We start from the raw sequence: 18,641 nt of genomic DNA on the forward strand, positions 1-18,641 counted from the left end.
CAAAAGTCACGCCACCACGCCGAAGAACGCCAGACCAGCACTGGAATTGACTTCAGCGCAATCTGGCGTTCCGGAAATAGCTAGGAAACTCCCGCTAGCAGCTCCAGGAGGGGGCGCGTGGTCCTCGCCCCGAAGTCCACGTCCGCGTGCTCGCACAGGCGAGACATGGAGGGCAGCAATCCGCAGGAAGAAAGCGGCAGAGAATCCGGGACGGTTCAGACAATCCCATTCCGCTGTCCGAAATGCCCGCGGCAGGTCAACGCCTCGGATCGGCGGGTCCCTGGTTGGGCTAGTCGACTAGACGTCAGCGGTCGCTGAGGGCTGTGGGGCGGGGGAGAGGCGACCAGCGCAGAGACGGGCGACCACCTCTGTGAGCATGTCGACGCCGGCACGGACGTCGGCATCAAGGGTCAGTTCGCCCTCGTTGTGCGAGATGCCGTCGACGCTCGGCACGAACAGCATCACGGTCGGCACGACATCTTTCATATTGGTGGAGTCGTGACCGGCGAGGGTCATCATTGTCTGTGACGACAAGCCGAGGTCGTCGGCGACAGTACGGGCCAAACTCACGCCCTCAGCCTGGTACGGCTGCACGTCCCAGAAGTGTGACTTTGTGAGCATGATCGTGACATTATCGCGGCGTTCGATCTCACTGACCTGCTTGTGCAGCATGGCATCGGCCTGCTCGAGCACCTCGGCGCTGGCCGAACGCAGGTCGAGCACCATCCGCACCTCTGACGCGACAACAACGGGCGAGTTGGGCTCGGCGAAGAGCTGGCCGACCGAGGTGTGCAGTGCAGGATCCGGGAAGGAATCGGCTAGGTCGCGCAGCGCGATGACGAGGCGGGATGCGCCGACCAGGGCATCTTTGCGGTCGGACATCACCGTGGAACCGGTATGGGATTGCTCGCCGGTGACCACGGCCGAGTACTTGTGGGCCGCCCATGTGGCATCGACCAGCCCGATGGTCACCCCATTCCGCTCCAGGTGACGGCCCTGTTCGATGTGGATCTCGGCATAGGAGACGGCGTGAGGCGCAGCATCCGCTCCGCGAAACCCGATCGCGGATAGCGCGTCGGCGACGCTGACACCGTCGGGATCGCGTATCTGCAACACGGCGTCGGCGTCGAGCTTGTTCGTGAAGACGGCGCTGCCCATCATGCTGGGCTGAAAGCGAGCGCCCTCTTCGTTGAACCAGTTCACCACGGCCAGATTGAACGGCGGGGTCTGCCCGGTGCTTGTGACGTTGTTGCGAACCCGCACCGCGGCATGGCCTGCCGCCAGCACACCGTAGGCGCCGTCGAAACGACCAGCCGTGGGCTGGCTGTCGAGGTGCGACCCGACGAGTACATAGGGAGCGCCCGGGGTGAACTCAACCAAACCGAACATATTGCCCACCTGGTCGACCCTGACCGTAAAATCACGCTGCTGAAGCCAGCTACGAAGCCAGGTGCGCACGTCTGCATCCGCTGGAGACGCCGCCAGGCGGTGCACTCCCCCGCGATCAGTCGCGCCGAAAGCCGACATTGCGGCAAAGTCGGCGAGAAAGTCTTCGCCAGCCAGATCTGTATTGATGCTCGGGTCGATCATGAGGTACCTCCGAAGGTTTCGGGTGGAGCACTGCACTGCGTACTTCAAGGCTCACAGTGCGTGCACCACAAAACAATGGAGATTCACTGCCAGACCGCGGCATCAACTGTGCACGCGCACATCTGAAACGGAATCATCGCACGGCGTTGCAGTGCAAAGCCGCCTGGATGATGGCCGCATCACGCGGCCGACTTGGGTCGAGTCCGGTGAGCGACTTGAACCGGCTCAGTCGGTTGAGCACGGTGTTGCGATGACAGTACAGCGCGGCCACTGTGGCAGATACCGAACCCGACTCGAATAGCACCGTGATCGTGGCGAGCAGGCGTTCGCGCTCATGGGCGGAGATGTTGGCCAGCTGACCCAAGACCGAGTCGGCCAGCACGGCGCCGAATTCGCCGAGCTTGTTGGCCGAGACCCGGCCCCAGCCGCTCTGCACCGTGGTCATCCCGAGTTTCCCCGCACTGGCCATGACCAGATCGTCGGCTATGCGCGCCATTCGCGGCACCTCAGCCAACCCCTCGACGGCCGGTGCCACGCCGCACGGGACCGTGTGCAGCCAGGACGGAATCGTGGCTGCCGCGCGCGAGGAGTACTCGATTAGGAGGAGTAGAGCTCCCTCGTGTTCGTGCAGATACTTCTGCGACTGATTCCGCGCAGCCGCCGTTCGCAGTGCGTGGTGCCCCTCGGCGCCAGCTACGGCGACGAGAAAGATACCGCCGACATCGACGCCGAGCGCCCGCGCCGCCTGGTTGAGCAGCGGCGTATCTTTGCCATCGGAGAGCAGCAGCCGGCTCAGCAGCAATGTTTTCTGCTGTTCGCGCTCCTGTGCGAGGCTGGCCAGCTCATTGAGATAGCCAGCATGCACCCGAATGGTGTGGAATTCCACGGCCTCCCAAACGGCGATGGCACCGCGGGTGAACTCCGGAAGATCATCGAGTGACACCCGAATCAGCATCGCCGACCAGAGAATGCGAAAGTCGAGCCGTACCGCCTGTAGGAGCGCCTCCAATGGCAGCCCCTGCCGAGCGCGACGGTGCCCCAACTCCTCCGACAGCACGAGCAGGCGTTCGGTCAGCGGCAGCTGGCCGATGAGCCGAAGCAGCAGCTCCATCGACGCAACTGCCGTGTTACTTAGGTCGTCGGTAGCGAGCATCGATTGGCTGTAGCCGGCCACCGTGCGCACCTGCGTGAGGTACGTCGTGGCAATTTCGTCGATGTCATCGAGACACGCACGGACGACTTCGCTCATGACCGGATGCACCGGTTCGCGAACGGTGAGAGCGGTGAGAGAATTGTGCATTTGCCCAGACTATGTTGCCAGATGGGTGCGGTCGTCCATTGAACGTTTTCTGGCGTGCGCGCAGGATTAGGCAATGCCATTTTGCCTGCGACCGGGCTCAGCACCACCAGGGGGGACACCATACTCGACGTCAAAGTGACGAACGCGCGCATTTTTACGCTGGAGAACGAGCGGCCGCGCGCACAGATGCTCGGCATTCTGGCCGGTCGAATAGTAGGGTTCGACGACGATGTCGCTCTGTTGACCGCGACCACCACGATCGATTGCGGAGGCCGGGTCATCGTGCCCGGATTTGGCGATTCTCACAATCACATGGCCTGGTTCGGGCAGACCTTTTCGGAGCTGGACCTCAGCGGCTGCACCACCGTCGACGAGGTATATCAGGCCGTCGCGGCACGGGCTTCGGTCTTGTCGGCCGACGATTGGGTCGTCGCGTCTGGCTACGATGACACGGTACTCGGCGTTCACCCGCACCGTAATGGCCTCGACGAGGCCGCAGGCCGCCGGCCAGTCTGGCTGAAACACCGCTCAGGCCACATGTGCGTGGTGAACACGGCGGTGCTTGAGCTTGCGGGCATTCTCGACGGCACTGCGGTCGTGCCCGACGGCGGTATGGTCATCAGCGACGCCGACGGGCCTACCGGACTGCTGCAGGAGCAAGCGCAGACTCTGGCCAGTGAGCTGCTGCTGCCATATTCCACCGATAACCTTTCCGCAGCGATCGGCCGGGCCAGCGCTGTTTACGCCGCCGAGGGACTGACCCACGTGACCGAGGCGGGCATCGGTGCTGGCTGGATCGGGCGGAGCCCAATTGAACTGGCCGCCTACACAGCAGCCCGGCAGAGCGGCACGCTGGGCACCCGGGTGCAGCTGATGGTGTCCAGCGACGCGCTGCATCCGCTCGTGGCACATGCCGACGACCGCGCCACCGTGGGCCTCGACTTGGGTCTCACGACGGGGTTTGGCGACGATTGGATTCGGCTCGGTGCGATGAAAATCTTCATCGACGGCTCTCTGATCGGGCGTACCGCTGCGGTGACAGAACCGTTCTGCGACCACGGTCACGGACGGGGCAGCTTTCAGCTCTCTACCGCAGAGCTGACGACGCGCATCATCGACGCGCATCGCGCCGGCTGGACCGTAGCGGCACACGCGATCGGGGATCAGGCCATCGACGTAGCGCTCGATGCTTTTGCCGAAGCCCAGCGCCAGCACCCGCGCCCCACGGTGCGGCACCGCATCGAACACGCCGGCATCGTGCGACCTGACCAGGTTTCACGGTTCGCTGACCTCGGTATAACCCCGATACCGCAACCCCGCTTTCTCTACGAGGTGGGTGACACAATGGCTGCTGCTGTCGGTGTCCACCGCGCAGACTGGGTCTACCGACACCGAACCTTCCTGCAGCACGGGGTGCGCGTGCCCGGAAGCTCCGATCGCCCGATCGCCCTCGGCGCACCACTGCTCGGCATGCAATCCATGGTTCAACGGCGCACCTCGAGCGGCGCTACCGTGGGATCGGCAGAGACGGTGACCGCAGATCAGGCTCTTCGTGCGTACACGGTCGACGCTGCCTGGATCGCCGGTGACGAAGAACGCCGCGGGACGCTGGCTACGGGAAAGCTCGCCGACTTTGTCATGCTCTCCGAGCATCCGGCCGAGGTGGCTCCCGAAGCAATTGGGCACATCGAAGTTTTGGCCACCTTCGTGGATGGCGCTTGCATCCACGGCGATGCCCTCGTCTCCACTCTCACCTGTAATTTTGACCACGAATAGTAAGGAACAGCCTGAAATGACTACCACAGCAGATACGTCGGCCGCCGAGGTTGGGGCACGACCCAAACTCAGCGGCAAGGACGCCGGCCGGATCGCACGCGCCGCCTTCGTTGGTACCGCGCTTGAATGGTACGACTATTTCCTATTTGGAACCGCCGCCGCGTTGGTGTTCAACCGGCTCTACTTCACCACCCTTGACCCGACGGCAGCGACGCTTGCCGCCCTGGCCACCTTTGGTGTCGGCTTCGCAGCCCGCCCGATCGGCGCCATATTATTTGGCTATATCGGTGACCGGGTCGGCCGCAAGCCCGCACTGCTGATCACCATCATCATGATCGGGCTTGCCACCGGACTGATCGGCGTGCTGCCCGACTTCGGCACGATCGGCCTAGCCGCTCCCGTGATGCTTGCGGTGCTGCGCCTGGTTCAGGGGTTGGCCGTGGGTGGCGAGTGGGGCGGTGCGATGACGCTTGCGGTGGAGCACGCGCCGCTGAAGAAGCGCGGCCGGTTCGCGGCCCTCGTGCAGGTTGGCTCCCCGGTCGGCACTCTCATGTCGGCCGGTGCTTTTGCGCTGGTACTGCTGCTCCCAGCGGAATCGTTCGACAGTTGGGGCTGGCGCCTGCCGTTCCTAGCCGCCTTTCCGTTGCTCCTCATTGCCGTCTTCATTCGATTGAAAGTGGAAGAGTCGCCGATCTTCCAGGAACTCGTGAAGTTGGAAGAGCGCGCCAAGATTCCTGCCTTGGACGTATTCAAATTCGCCTGGGGTCGGCTGCTCGTGGCCATTGCCGCCGCTTTTCTGGGCGTCGGGGGGTTCTATGTGATGACCACGTTCGCGATTACTTACGGCGTGAGCGTTCTGGAACTGGATCGGGCTCTGCTCGTAAACGCCACCCTGATTGCGGCAATCGTGCAGATCGGCGTCATTTTGGTGATGGGGCGCGTGGCCGAGCGCTTCGGCGCCGGACGAGTTACGGTGTGGGGCGGTATCGCCACAGCCGTCGCAGCCTTTCCGATCTTCTGGCTCATCGACACCGGCCACCCCCTAGCCGTGATCTTCGCGATCACGCTCGGAATCGCACTACTTTCCACCGCGTATGCGGTGTCGGGTACCCTGTTAACCGAGCTCTTTCCGCCCAGACTGCGCTACAGCGGCGTGGCCCTCGGCTACAACATTGCCGGCGCCATCAGCGGCTTTCTACCGTTCCTCGCCCTCGCCATGCTCAGCTTCTCGGGTGGAGCCTCGTGGCCCGCGGCGGTCATCTTCGCCGTCGTCGCCCTGATCACCTCGGTGGGCGGTTACTTCGGTGGGCGCCTGAAGATCAAGGACATGGACATAATCGAGTAGCTGCTACTGGGCGGCACCGCTCTGGCCTCCGTTAGTTGATGGCGGCCGTCACCGCGTGTGTGGCGGCCGTCACGGTCTCATCGGATTTGATCGCCGAAGCTGGGTCTACAGCCGCCAGACCGTTCCATCTCTTCGCTGGTCGGCACCCACGGCCTGGGATACGTCAAGGCTGTGTCTTGTTGCCGGACCGGCACTGTGCGCTCCATTTGGTTGTCAGGCGAGCATTACTATGACGTGGACGTGGACGTGGACGTGGACGTGGACGTGGACGTGGGTGAGGGTGAGGGCAGTCCTCTTGCGGTCTCAGCGCCGCTCGACCGACGGATTGGGAATTTTCGTCGGCGGCGCAGGCGGCCATCATCACAATCCGCGTGACCTCCGATGACCGATGGGAGTTTCCTTGGGCTCGACATCGCTGACAGTGAGAACGGAAGTTGTCAAGGTGAATGAGACCAGTGGGCGTTTAGGCGGCTAGTTCGAGCACGCCGCGACGATTCGCAATTTTCGCGAGTCGGATCCGGGCGCGATTATGGACTGGATTCGGGGTGAAGATGCTAGCTAATGAGCGGCACGCTGTCTTCGGAGTGGCGAGTACTGGAACGATTTCGTCCTTAGCCTGGAACGCCGTAAAGACCCGCCGAGAAGTCCCCAGTCGTAGCAAGGCCTCCCGAATAGGCTGAAACACCCACTGCGGATTGCAGCGGTTAGCCGCACAATCCAGGCGAACAATCAGGGCCTTTCGAGAAATCGGAAGGCCCTGTGTCGTTAATGCCCGACGGGTGATCGAGGCATCCTCAAAATTGGCCGGGGAGCGGGCTATATGACTTACCGCGTCAGGGATCGACACTGTGGCTAGGCGGGCAAGTAGCCTTGCGTGGACGCTGCGGGATTTTCGCCCCGGCGAGAACGGATCGCGATGACGACGGGCACCTCCCGACGTAGTGCCTTCCGGCTGCGTACCGTGCGACCGTGCCGGTGGACCCGGCTGGCCTGGCTGGTACCTGCCCTGCTCGTGGCTGCGGCTCTCGTCGTGCTCGCGGTGAACGGGGTGCGCTCCCTGGCCGCGGTGGAGGACTTCCTGCGCAGCTATCCCGGCGTCTCCACCCACCCGGTCGCCACCCCGATCGGAGTGCCGGCCTGGCTGGCCTGGCAGCACGGGCTCAACGCCTTCTTCATCCTGTTCGTCATTCGCACCGGCTGGCAGGTGCGCACGACCAAACGCCCGTCCATCTTCTGGACGCGCACCAACACCGGCTGGTTGCGCACCAGGAATCCGCCGATCCGCATCACCCTCGACCTGTGGCAGCACATCGTGTTCGACACGCTGTGGCTGGTGAACGGGATCGTGTTCTACGTTCTGTTGTTCGCGACCGGGCAATGGCTCAAAATTGTGCCCACCAGCTGGGACGTCTTTCCCAACGCCGTGTCGGCCGGCCTGCAATACGCCTCCCTGAACTGGCCGACCGACAACGGCTGGGCGTACTACAACGCCCTGCAACTGCTCAGTTACTTCACGGTCGTGTTCGTGGCAGCACCCATCGCGCTCGTTACCGGCCTGCGCATCTCTCCCGGACTCTCCGCCCGGTTTCGGCGATTTGATCGGGTCTTTCCCCTGCCCGTCGCACGCAAGCTGCACTTCGCGGCGCTCATCTTCTTCGTGGCATTTATTGTCGTGCACGTTCTGCTCGTGCTCACGACCGGTGCCCGTGCCAACCTCAACCACATGTATGCGGCACGCAGCGACACGGGCTGGCTCGGCGTCTGGATCTTCGTCGGCTCGATCCTGCTGACGGTTGCAGTCTGGGTCGGGGCGCGCCCGGTCGTGGTGCGCGCCATCGCCGCGCGCAGCGGGCGCATCATTCACCGCAAGCGCTAAACCGCAAGCTCTAGGCGGTCCGGGCCTCGGCCTCAAGAACGTCCCGGCTCAGCAGTGCGGCGCCGGCAACCGCAGCGGGCATCACGATGACCGCCGCGCCCGGAATCAGGAACAGCAGGTAGGTGAGTACGCCGAAACCGAGGCTGCGGGATCGGCGGGCGCGCAGCATCCGTCGTCGCTGGCTGAGGGTGAAGCCACGGGCGTCGAAGGCGAATCCGGTAAGTTCAAGCGCGAGGATCCAGCCGCCCAAAACGGCCCCGAGAACGAGCGCGAGCAGCTGACCGAGACCGGGAATCAGGCCGCAGATAAGCAGCAGCAGAGCGACCAATGCCGCGAGGGCGATGAGTCGCACTGCGTCACCGATCGACCATAGCAGGCCGCGCTTCGCTTCGACCGGCGCGTCGCCGAGGCTGGTCTCGACCGCGCGCCAGATGCGCTCGTAGAAGGGGTCGCCGACCAGCAGCGTCACGGCCACAAAGGTGTACGCGAGCAAGAGGATGCCGGCCGCCGCGACCGCAACGCCGGTCACGACCCGCATCCCCGTGCGCCACGGCTCATCCCACCCGCTCGCGAATGGACTGATAGCGACGGCAATCGTCTCGAGGTTGACCAGCAGCACCACGATCCCGGCCAGATAGACGAGGCCGACGATGAAGGCGGGCAGGGCGCCGAGCAGCATCAGGCGGGGCGAGGTAATCCACATTCTGAGGCCGCGACCGAGAAATGCGGCTCCGGCGAGCAACTCGCTCCTGGCGGGTGGACGGTTCATAGGTGTGGGCGTGGTTGAAGGCGGCACCCCCACACCCTAACCCGCCGCCGTGAAAGCCAGGCGGATCCCCGCGGGGACCCGCCTGGCTTAGGCCAGCTGCGGAAACCCGAGGTCGATCTCGGAGCTGGCCGGGTCAGGCCAGCGGGTCGTGACTACCTTGCCCCTGGTATAAAAACGGATGCTGTCTGGCCCGTACATATGCGCGTCACCGAACAGCGAGTTCTTCCAGCCGCCGAAGGAGAACGACCCGACCGGCACCGGGATGGGCACATTGATGCCGACCATTCCGGCTTCGATCTCGAACTCGAACTGCCGGGCAGCCCCGCCGTCGCGCGTGAACAGGGCGACGCCGTTGCCGAACTCGTGCTCGTTGACGAGCGTCACGGCCTCGTCGAAGGTGTCAACGCGCACGACCGAGAGCACCGGGCCGAAGATCTCGTCGTCATAGACCTGCATTCCGGGGGTGACATGGTCGATCAGGCTGACGCCGAGAAAGAAGCCGTCGCTGTCGAAGTTCTGGGCGCGGCCGTCGACGACCATCGTGGCGCCGGCTGCCTCAGCACCGGCCAGGTAGGACGCGACCCGGTCGCGGTGTTCGCCGGTGATGAGCGGTCCCATTTGGGAGGCCGGGTCGGTCCCGGGGCCGACGGTGAGGGTCTTCATGCGCTTTTCGATCGCGGCGACGAGGTCGTCGGCGATGCCGCCGACGGCCACAAGCACGCTCACGGCCATGCAGCGCTCCCCGGCCGATCCGTACGCGGCGTTGATGGCGGCATCCGCTGCCATGTCGAGGTCGGCATCGGGCAACACGACCATGTGGTTCTTGGCCCCGCCGAGTGCCTGCACCCGCTTGCCGTTCTCGGCTGCCCGGCTGTAGATGGATTTCGCGATCGGAGTGGACCCGACAAAGCTGATCGCCCGGACTTCCGGGTTGTCTAGCAGCTCGTCGACGGCCTCCTTGTCCCCCTGCACGACGTTGAGCACCCCGGCGGGCAGTCCGGCTTCCGTGAAGATCTCGGCGATGAAAATAGCCGATGAGGGGTCTTTCTCGCTCGGCTTGAGCAGCACGGTGTTGCCGCAGGCGAGGGCGCTGCCGATCATCCAGAGCGGCACCATGGCTGGAAAGTTGAACGGGGTGACGCAGGCGACGACGCCGACGGGCTGGCGCACCGAGTGCACGTCGATACCGTGCGAAACCTGCTGGGAGAAGTCGCCCTTGAGCATGTGGGCGAGCCCGGTCGCGAACTCGATGTTCTCGAGCCCGCGGGTGATCTCGCCGGCCGCGTCGGAGAGCACTTTGCCGTGCTCGCTCGTGAGAATCGCCGCGAGTTCACTGGTGCGCTCGGCGAGCAGCTCGCGCACCTTGAAGAAGATGGCGGTGCGCTTGGCCAGACTGCTGGCCCGCCACTCCGGCAGTGCCGCCCTGGCCGCCTCGATCGCCTCGACGACGACAGCGCGGGAGGCCAGGACCACCTGCTTCTCCTGCACGCCGGTTGCCGGGTTGAACACCGGGCCGAACCGTTCAGCCGACTCGACGCGCTGGCCGTTGATGTAGTGGGGAATTGTTTGCATGGGGGTGCTCTTTCTGATGGATGACGTGGTTCAGGCGCTCGGCTGCAGGGTGCCGTCGACGAGTTTGACGATCATCGAGCAGTCCTTGCCGCCCTCGCCCTCATCGATCAGCCGCTGAAACAGCTCGGCAACGTGCGCGCCGATTTCGAGCGGGGTGTTGGTCGCACGGGCGGCCGCTATGGCGAGGCCGATGTCCTTGCTCGCGAGCGCGGTGGTGAATGTGGGGGCGAAATCCTGGTTGGACGCGGCCGTCGCGACGACATCCTTGATCGGATACCAGGTGCGCAGCGCCCAGCTGTCGCCAGAAGAAACGGATGCGATATCCCAGAACACCTGCTTGTCCAGTCCCAGCCGCTCGGCCAAAACGGCGCCCTCGGCGGTCGCGGCCAGGTTGATGAACAGCATCAGGTTGTTGCAGATCTTCGCGGCCTGACCGGTCGTTGCTGCCCCGGTGGGGATGATGTGAGCCGCCATCGGCTTGATAAACGCGGTCGCGTCGGCCACCGCGCCGGCCTCGCCGCCGATCATGAAGGTCAGTGTTCCGGCCTTCGCGCCGCTCATGCCGCCGGAGACCGGGGCATCGACGAACCGAGAGCCCGCCGCTGCTGCGGCATCGTGCAGCGCCTGGGCGGTCGCGATGTCGATGGTGGACGAATCCACCAGCAGGGTTTTCGTGTCGGTGTTGGCCAGCACGCCGTCGGCGCCGAAATAGACCGAACGGGCATGCTCCCCCTTGGGCAGCATGGTGAAGACGACATCAGCCCCGGCCACGGCCTGGGCAATGCTGCCGACGGCGGTGACGCCCCCCGTCACTGCGGTGGCGACGGCATCCGGATTCAGATCGAACCCGCGTACCTCGTGGCCGGCGGCCACCATATTGGCTGACATGGGTCCACCCATGTTGCCCAGCCCGATCCAGGCGACTACTGACATGTGAAGCTCCTTTGCTTGTGTTCCTCCACCCTCGCAGCCGGATAGAGTGCAATCAAGGCAAAATTTCACAGGGGGTATGTGCGCAGATGCACAGACTCGAAGGGACCATTCCGTGAGTTCACACCAGCTTCCGAGCCCGAACGACCTGCTCGTACTGCTCACCGTGGCCCGGCTGGGCCGGTTCAACGCGGTCGCCGAGGCACTCGGCACCACCCACACGACGATTTCGCGGCGCATCCTCTCGCTCGATCGCGAACTGGGCGGTCGCACGCTCGAACGCAGCCCGCACGGCTGGGAGCTCACCGAGCTGGGGCGGCACGCGGTCAGCGCGGCCGAAGCGATCGAAGATCGGCTCGGCGCGCTCAGCACGGCGATCAGTCAGACAGATCCGCTTTCCGGGCTGCTGCGCATCAGCACGATCGACGGATTCGGGGCTGAGGTCGTCACGCCGGCGCTCGTGAAGCTGCAACAGAGTCACCCGCGCATCAACATTGAGATGTTCAGCGCCACCCGCAAGGTGAGCCAGAACCGGTCGGGGGTCGACCTGGAAATCGTGGCGGGGCGCAACGACGTCAACAATGCACAGGCGGTTTTTCTCACCAACTACTTTCTGCGGCTGTACGCGAGCCGCGGCTACCTGCTCGCCCGCGGTGTTCCCGCGTCGCTCGACGATATTCCGTCGCACGGTTTTGTGTCCTACGTCGAGAGCGCACTGCTCGTCACCGACCTCGGCTACCGGTCCTCTGAGCTGCCCGAACCCGCCACGACCTTTCAGGCGACCAGCCTGTTCGCGCAGCTGGAAGCAGTGCAGGCCGGCGCCGGGATCGGCCTGCTGCCCAATTTTCTCGTACACGACCGGCCCGAATTCGTGCCCGTCCTGCGCGACGATTTTCAGCGTCAGCTGCCGATTTGGGCCGTGGTGCGGGCCGAATCGCTGCGCTCCCCGGTGGTGCGCGCCGCGATCGAGGCCATCACGCTCGAGATCGCGGGTCGACCGGCGGCCTTCACCGACTGACTGGGCGAGCGGATGTGCGTCACTCGCGCAGCGAGATGGCCCGATCGACGAGATCGGGCCATCGCTTCGTTCCGCCGAGCTAGCGGCGACCGGCCCCAGCCAAATCGGCGGCGGCGCGATCGGCTGATTCGGCGGCATCCGCTGCATCAATGTCGTGCAGCGAGAGGCCGCGTGTTTCCTTGAGGGTCAGCACAACGAGGGCCGTCAGGAGGCAGGCTGCCGCGAGGTAGATGGCCACCGGCACCGAGGAATCGAAGGCGGAGAGCAGGCTCACGGCGATGATCGGGGCGATCGAGCCCGCGATGACCGAGGTGACCTGGTAGCCGAGCGAGACGCCGGAGTAGCGCATGCGGGTGGGGAACATCTCCGCCATAATAGCGGGCTGGCCGGCATACATGAGGGCGTGGAATAGCAGACCCAACATAATCGCGACGATGATGATGAAGTCGTTCGCGGTATCCATCATGGGGAATGCGAAGAAGCCCCAGGTGCCGGCGAGGACGGCACCGAGGAAGTACACCGGGCGGCGGCCGACTCGGTCGGACAGGTGGCCGACGAGCGGAATGACACTGAAGTGCAGGGCGTGGGCGAGGAGTAGAAGCAGCAGTACCCGCGAGGTGTCCATCTCGACGATGATCTTCAAGTAGGTGATCGAGAACACCACCACCAGGTAATAGAGGATGTTCTCGGCGAAACGCAGGCCCATTGCGGTGAAGACGCCGCGCGGGTAGCGACGGAAGACCTCGACGATACCGAAGCCCTTGTCGCCCCCCATGACCTCTTTCTGCGCCTTGAGAAAGATCGGCGCATCGCTGACCTTGGTGCGAATGTAATACCCGACCAGCACGATCACGGCGGAGAGCCAGAACGCGACGCGCCAGCCCCAGCTCAGGAAGGCCTCATCGGAGAGGGTCGAGGCGAGTACGAACAGCACGCCGGTGGCCAGTAGGTTTCCACCGGGCACAGCGGCCTGGGGCCAGCTGGCCCAGAATCCGCGCGACTTCTCCGGGCTGTGCTCGGCGACGAGCAGCACGGCACCGCCCCATTCGCCGCCGACTGCGAAGCCCTGAATGAAGCGCAGGAGCACGAGCAGAACGGGCGCGAGGTAGCCGATCTGCTGGAAGGTCGGCAGACAGCCCATCAGGAAGGTGGCGACGCCGACGAGTACGAGGCTGAACTGCAGCAGTCGTTTGCGGCCGAACTTGTCGCCGAAGTGTCCGAACACGATGCCGCCGATGGGGCGGGCCAGGAATCCGACCGCGTAGGTGGCGAAGGCGGCGATGATGCCCTCGAGCTCACTGCCAGCGTTGGGAAAGAACAGGGTGCCGAAAACCAGGGTTGCCGCAGAGGCGTAGAGAAAGAACTCGTACCATTCCACGACCGTGCCGGCCATGGAGGCTGCCACGACCTTTTTCAGTCCGGACGTCTGTACGTCCTGTCGGGAATTGGATCTGGTCCTGCTCATGGGAGTCCCCTTCGTGTCGTCATTGACACAACGTGCGTGCACGTCGTCTGGCTCGTCTCAGCTTGCGCTTCGCACTGCTGACTGTCAAAGGCGATTCGCGCAGGGGCGCCGTGCAGAAATGCACACGTGGTCTGAGGGAACGAACTCGGCAACGGTATTCTCAAAGGAACAAACAGTGAGGTGGGAACAACGGTGACGCACGCGCATCCGCTGCACGTCGACGTGGAGGTGCCGTGCCTGTGCTGCCTCGCGCCGCAGCCGTTTCACTTCACCTCGCTGAGCGATCAGGTGGTCTGCGCGCAGTGCGTGCACCACATTGGGGCCGAGAAGAGTGAGCGTCGCGACGCTGAGCACGTCAAGCTGTGGGCCGCTCGCTGGGCGGTTTCCGAGTCCGCGCACGAAGAATATATCGCCGAAACGGATGCTCTCCTCGTCGCCCGCGACATTGATCTGACCGCCCTGCGCGCCCAGGTCACCGAGCTCAGTGCCGTCGTGGAAGGTCAGTTTGCGGACGGGATCGACGGGGTGCGTGCCCTGCTGCAGAATGATCTGGTCAAGCGGGCCGAACGCAATACCGAGCTGGCCCGGCGCCAGATTGACTGGGCGATGGGCGGCCTCTGGCGCATCGCTGGGCTGCACCACGACGACCCGGCTCAGCCGGCGAAGTGCTCCTGCGGACGCACAGCCGGCAGCTGCGCGGAGAGCAGCGCAATCGACGCGCTGAGGCAGGCGCTAGGCGACTGGGAGAAGAAGAACGTGCTGCTGCTGCAGGGTGGCCGCCGGCATGGACTGCCGGCGGACCACCCTGCAGTGCTGAACCAGCGCATCCGCTGAACCAGCGTGCTGCGCTGTGCAGGTGCGCGGGCTAGTGCCCGATCGGAACCGGCGCGCCGAGCGGCGGACGCCGTACCAGGAATGCTGTCGGAATGGCGAACAGCGAGATGATCGCGCCGCACAGGAACGCACCGCGAATACCGGCGGCCGTCGCCGACACCTCGTTGACGCCCTGCGCGATCAGCGCGGCCGACTGCGAGGTCATCACGGCGATGAACAGGGCTGTGCCGATGGCGCCGGCGAGCTGCTGGACCGTGCCGACGACCGCGCTGCCGTGGGAGTACAGGCTGGGCCCCAGGGAGCCGAGACCCGAGGTGAACAGCGGTGTGAACAGCAGGGACAGGCCGGCGCTCATGCCGATGTGGGCGACCATGAGCATCCACGGTTCGGTGGTCTCGCCCATCCTGGTCATCGCCCAGAACGCCGCGCTGACCAGGATCGACCCGGGCACCAGCAGGATGGTCGGCCCGCGACGGTCGTAAATACGGCCGACGAACGGCGCGAGCAGGCCCATGGTCAGCCCTCCTGGCAGCAGCAGCAGCCCGGTAGCGAGGGCGGTCATGCCGAGCACGTTCTGCATGTAGAGCGGCAGCAGAATAATGGTGCCGAACAGGGCCAGCATGCTGATGCTGAGCATCGAGATCGACAGGGTGAACGTGCGCGAGGTGAACACGCGCAGGTCGAGCAGGGCACGATCGGTGCGCTGCAACTTGAGTTGGCGCAGCACGAACAGGGCCAGGGCGACCAGGCCGACGCTGAGCGGCAGCCAGCCGGCCATTGCTGCGCCGCCCAGGTTGCTCAGACCGTAGACGAACCCGCCAAAGCCGAAGGCCGAGAGGATGACCGAGAGCACGTCGATCGGAATCTGGCGCGGCGTGGTCACGTTCTGGATCCGTGAGGCGCCGAGGACGAGGGCGCCGATGGCGATCGGCAAGACCAGGATGAACATCCAGCGCCAGTCGAGCACGCTGAGGATGATGCCCGAGATGGTCGGGCCGATCGCCGGGGCGACCGAGATGACGATGGAAATGTTTCCCATGGTCTTGCCGCGGGAGCTGGGTGCGACGAGGGTCATCACGGTCGTCATGAGCAGGGGCATCATGATGGCCGTTCCGCTGGCCTGCACGATGCGGCCGAGCAGCAGCACCTCAAAGCCAGGAGCGAGCGCGGCGATCAGGGTGCCGGTGCTGAACAGGGTCATCGCGGCGATGAACACCGGGCGGGTGTTGAAACGCTGAATGAGAAAACCGGTGATCGGAATGACCACGGCCATCGTGAGCATGAATGCCGTGGTCAGCCACTGCGCGGCGGTCGCCGTGATGCTGAGGTCGTCCATGAGGTGCGGCAGGGCCACACCCATGATGGTCTCGTTCAGAATGACCACAAACGCCGAGACCAGCAGCAGCCGAATCACCAGCTGGTTGCGCTTGGCATCGGCATCGGGGCGGCGGTCCACCGTGGTTGTGGGCACGCTGGCTGTTGTGGTCATAACTGGTCCTGACAGTGGTACGAAAAAGGATATGCATAAAACGACATGCGAAAATGAGCGGCCGCCGCCCCCCGAGCCGGCTCACTGTGTGCGCCTCTAGGTGCAGCGTTTTGCAGGGTGTGAATTATTCCTGGACACGCGAATTAGCCACCGCGAACCGGATGAGGCGCGCGATTTAGGCCAGGCGGAGCTTGAGATAGGGTGCGGTGCGGCTGGTCGGGTGGGCCGCCACGGTCGCGGGGGTGCCGGCCGCGATGATTTGGCCGCCCTGGTCGCCACCGGACGGGCCGAGGTCGATCACCCAATCGGCGGCGGCGACCACGTCCATCTCGTGTTCAACCACGACGACGGTGTTGCCGGCGTCGACCAGGCGTCCGAGCTGCTGCAGGAGCAGCTCGACGTCGGCCGGATGCAGCCCGGTCGTCGGCTCGTCGAGCAGATAGAGAGTGTGGCCGCGGCGGGCGCGCTGCAGCTCGGTCGCGAGCTTGATGCGCTGGGCCTCGCCGCCGGAAAGCTCGGTGGCCGGCTGCCCGAGTCGCAGATAGCCCAGGCCCACCTCGCGCAGGGTCTCGAGGCTGCGCGCGGCGACGGGGACGTCTTCGAGAAAGTCGAGCGCGGCATCCACTGTCAGGCCGAGTACCTGGGCGATGTTCTTGCCGCGGTAGGTCACCGCGAGGGTCTCGGGGTTGTAGCGCGAACCCCCGCAGTCCGGGCAGGGCGCGTAGCTGCCCGGCAGAAAGAGCAGTCCGACCGCCACGAAACCCTCACCGAGGCAGGTCTCGCAGCGGCCGCCGGCCACGTTGAACGAGAACCGTGACGCGGTGAAGCCTCGCGCCCTGGCGTCGTCGGTGGCGGCAAAGGTGGCTCGCACGGCATCGAACAGGCCGGTATAGGTGGCGAGGTTGGAGCGCGGGGTGCGGCCGATCGGCTTCTGGTCAACCTGCACCAGGCGATCCACGGCTTCGAGGCCGGTGACCGCGGCGACCGGGCTCGAGTCGAACTCGACTTCGGTATCGGGGTCGCCCAGATCGAGCACCGGAACGTCGTCGGGGTCGGGGTGCAGGTGTCGACCGACGGCCTCGGCGAGCACCTGGCTGACCAGGGTGGATTTGCCCGAGCCACTGACGCCGGTGACGGCCGTCAAAACCCCGAGCGGAATCTGCGCATTGAGACCCTGCAGGTTGTGCCGGGTCACGTCGTGCAGACCCAACCAGCCAAGCGGATGCCGCAGCTCGCCCCGCGCCACCGGCTCCCGGTCCGCAGCAAACAGGTAGCGCCGCGTGACCGAGGCGTCGACCTCGGCCAGCCCCGCGGTCGGCCCGCTGTAGAGCACCTCGCCGCCACCCTCGCCGGCCCGAGGACCGACGTCGACGACCCAATCGGCGCGCCCGACGACGTCCATATTGTGTTCGACCACGAAGACGGAGTTGCCCGAGAGCTTGAGCTGTTCGAGCACGAGCAGCAGCGGCTCGGCGTCGGCCGGGTGCAGACCGGCCGAGGGCTCGTCGAGCACGTAGATCACCCCGAACAGGCCAGAGCGCAGTTGGGTGGCGATGCGCAGCCGCTGCATCTCGCCCGGCGAGAGCGTGGGGGTCGAGCGGCCGAGGGCCAGATAGCCGAGGCCCAGTTCGAGCAGCACATCGATGCGGCGCAGCAGGTCCCCGGCCAGGGTGACGGCCACCTCTGACACAGAGTCGCCCGACACAATCGGCCGCAGAACATCGGCCAGAGCCGTCATCGGCAGGGCGTTGAGCTCGGCGATCGAGTGACCGGCCACGGTGACGGCGAGGGCTTCCGGCTTCAGGCCACTGCCACCGCAGTCGGGGCACGGGCCGGTATCGACGTAGCGCAACACCCGCTGCCGCACGTTCGGGCTCTTGCTGTCGGCGAGGGTGTGCAGCACGAAACTCTTGGCGCTCCAGAAGCGGCCCTGGTAGGGCTTGGCGATGCGGTCGCGCTGCGGCACGACCTCGACCACCGGCTGTTCCTCGGTAAACAGAATCCAGTCCCGGTCGGCTCTGGACAGGTCCTGCCAGGGCAGGTCGATGTCGTAGCCGAGCACCGCGACGATGTCGCGCAGGTTCTTGCCCTGCCAGGCACCGGGCCAGGCCGCGATGGCGCCGTCGCGAATGCTGAGGGTGGGATCGAGCACCATCGATGCTTCACTGACCGTGTGCGCCATCCCCAGACCGTGGCAGCGCGGGCAGGCACCCATCGCGGTGTTTGGCGAAAAGGAGTCGGATTCGAGGCGACCGGCAGCATCCGCTGGATATATGCCGGCACGGGAATACATCATGCGGAGCGAGTTAGACAGCGTGGTGACCGTGCCGACACTCGAACGGGAACTCGGTGTACCGCGTCGTTGCTGCAGGGCGACCGCCGGGGGCAGGCCGGTGATCTCATCGACGTGCGGGGTATGCCCTTGTTGAATGAGCCGACGAGCGTAGGGCGCTACCGACTCAAAGAAACGGCGCTGAGCCTCGGCAAAGATGGTGCCGAAGGCGAGCGAGGATTTGCCGGAGCCCGAGACGCCGGTGAAGGCCACGATGGCGTCCCGGGGCACATCGACGTTCACATTGCGCAGGTTGTTCTCGCGGGCACCGCGCACCCGCACGAAACCCTCGGATTGATTTTCACTAAGCATCCGAGCAAGTGTAGTTCGCTCGATTGGGAACCG

The 18,641-nt window shown here is 65.1% G+C and carries 13 protein-coding genes; 5 read left to right on the forward strand and 8 right to left on the reverse strand.

The annotated features are described in order from the left end of the window. Positions 1 to 297 precede the first annotated feature (297 nt). Together E3T43_RS01305 and E3T43_RS01310 are read right to left on the reverse strand one after the other, a co-directional pair. Positions 298 to 1,590 carry a M20 family metallo-hydrolase gene (locus tag E3T43_RS01305; RefSeq protein WP_134471049.1) on the reverse strand — a complete coding sequence of 431 codons (1,293 nt, stop codon included), beginning with the start codon at positions 1,588 to 1,590 and terminating at the stop codon, positions 298 to 300. Positions 1,591 to 1,723: 133 nt separating this feature from the next. Then, positions 1,724 to 2,890, reverse strand: a complete 1,167-nt coding sequence (locus E3T43_RS01310; protein ID WP_134471050.1) for a CdaR family transcriptional regulator — start codon at positions 2,888 to 2,890, stop codon at positions 1,724 to 1,726. Between the two features lie 135 nt (positions 2,891 to 3,025). Between E3T43_RS01310 and E3T43_RS01315 the strand changes: the two genes are divergently transcribed. The 3 genes from E3T43_RS01315 to E3T43_RS01325 all read left to right on the forward strand — a co-directional run bounded on the left by E3T43_RS01315 (position 3,026) and on the right by E3T43_RS01325 (position 7,887). Continuing rightward, on the forward strand, positions 3,026 to 4,666 hold the full coding sequence (locus E3T43_RS01315) for an amidohydrolase (protein WP_241978755.1): 1,641 nt from the start codon (positions 3,026 to 3,028) through the stop codon (positions 4,664 to 4,666). A gap of 16 nt (positions 4,667 to 4,682) precedes the next feature. After that, entirely contained in the window at positions 4,683 to 6,011 is a 1,329-nt protein-coding gene (locus E3T43_RS01320) for an MFS transporter (protein WP_134471051.1), read from the forward strand. 916 nt (positions 6,012 to 6,927) lie between these two features. Continuing rightward, complete coding sequence (locus tag E3T43_RS01325) at positions 6,928 to 7,887, forward strand: cytochrome b/b6 domain-containing protein (RefSeq protein WP_134471052.1); 960 nt, start codon at positions 6,928 to 6,930, stop codon at positions 7,885 to 7,887. Positions 7,888 to 7,897: 10 nt separating this feature from the next. Here E3T43_RS01325 and E3T43_RS01330 read toward each other — a convergent pair whose 3' ends face one another. From E3T43_RS01330 to mmsB, 3 genes are all read right to left on the reverse strand, one after another. Beyond that, entirely contained in the window at positions 7,898 to 8,656 is a 759-nt protein-coding gene (locus E3T43_RS01330) for an EI24 domain-containing protein (RefSeq protein WP_134443215.1), read from the reverse strand. Between the two features lie 87 nt (positions 8,657 to 8,743). Further along, positions 8,744 to 10,228, reverse strand: a complete 1,485-nt coding sequence (locus tag E3T43_RS01335) for a CoA-acylating methylmalonate-semialdehyde dehydrogenase (protein WP_134471053.1) — start codon at positions 10,226 to 10,228, stop codon at positions 8,744 to 8,746. Positions 10,229 to 10,258: 30 nt separating this feature from the next. Continuing rightward, positions 10,259 to 11,161, reverse strand: coding sequence for a 3-hydroxyisobutyrate dehydrogenase (gene mmsB, locus E3T43_RS01340; protein WP_134471054.1), 903 nt, complete (start codon positions 11,159 to 11,161; stop codon positions 10,259 to 10,261). A gap of 112 nt (positions 11,162 to 11,273) precedes the next feature. Between mmsB and E3T43_RS01345 the strand changes: the two genes are divergently transcribed. Further along, the gene (locus E3T43_RS01345; protein WP_241978756.1) at positions 11,274 to 12,176 is read left to right on the forward strand and encodes a LysR family transcriptional regulator; all 903 of its coding nucleotides are present in this window, start codon (positions 11,274 to 11,276) and stop codon (positions 12,174 to 12,176) included. Positions 12,177 to 12,255: 79 nt separating this feature from the next. Here E3T43_RS01345 and E3T43_RS01350 read toward each other — a convergent pair whose 3' ends face one another. After that, positions 12,256 to 13,641, reverse strand: a complete 1,386-nt coding sequence (locus tag E3T43_RS01350) for an MFS transporter (protein ID WP_134471055.1) — start codon at positions 13,639 to 13,641, stop codon at positions 12,256 to 12,258. Between the two features lie 180 nt (positions 13,642 to 13,821). On the opposite strand from E3T43_RS01350, the gene E3T43_RS01355 reads away from it, so the two are divergent. Further along, on the forward strand, positions 13,822 to 14,475 hold the full coding sequence (locus E3T43_RS01355; protein WP_134443220.1) for a hypothetical protein: 654 nt from the start codon (positions 13,822 to 13,824) through the stop codon (positions 14,473 to 14,475). Positions 14,476 to 14,506: 31 nt separating this feature from the next. On the opposite strand, the gene E3T43_RS01360 is transcribed toward E3T43_RS01355, so the two are convergent. After that, positions 14,507 to 15,964, reverse strand: a complete 1,458-nt coding sequence (locus E3T43_RS01360; protein WP_134471056.1) for an MDR family MFS transporter — start codon at positions 15,962 to 15,964, stop codon at positions 14,507 to 14,509. Between the two features lie 175 nt (positions 15,965 to 16,139). Next, the gene (locus E3T43_RS01365) at positions 16,140 to 18,608 is read right to left on the reverse strand and encodes an excinuclease ABC subunit UvrA (RefSeq protein ID WP_134471057.1); all 2,469 of its coding nucleotides are present in this window, start codon (positions 18,606 to 18,608) and stop codon (positions 16,140 to 16,142) included. Positions 18,609 to 18,641 lie beyond the last annotated feature (33 nt).

The organism is Cryobacterium sp. Hh7 (genome assembly GCF_004403155.1).
GTDB classification, from domain to species: domain Bacteria; phylum Actinomycetota; class Actinomycetes; order Actinomycetales; family Microbacteriaceae; genus Cryobacterium; species Cryobacterium levicorallinum.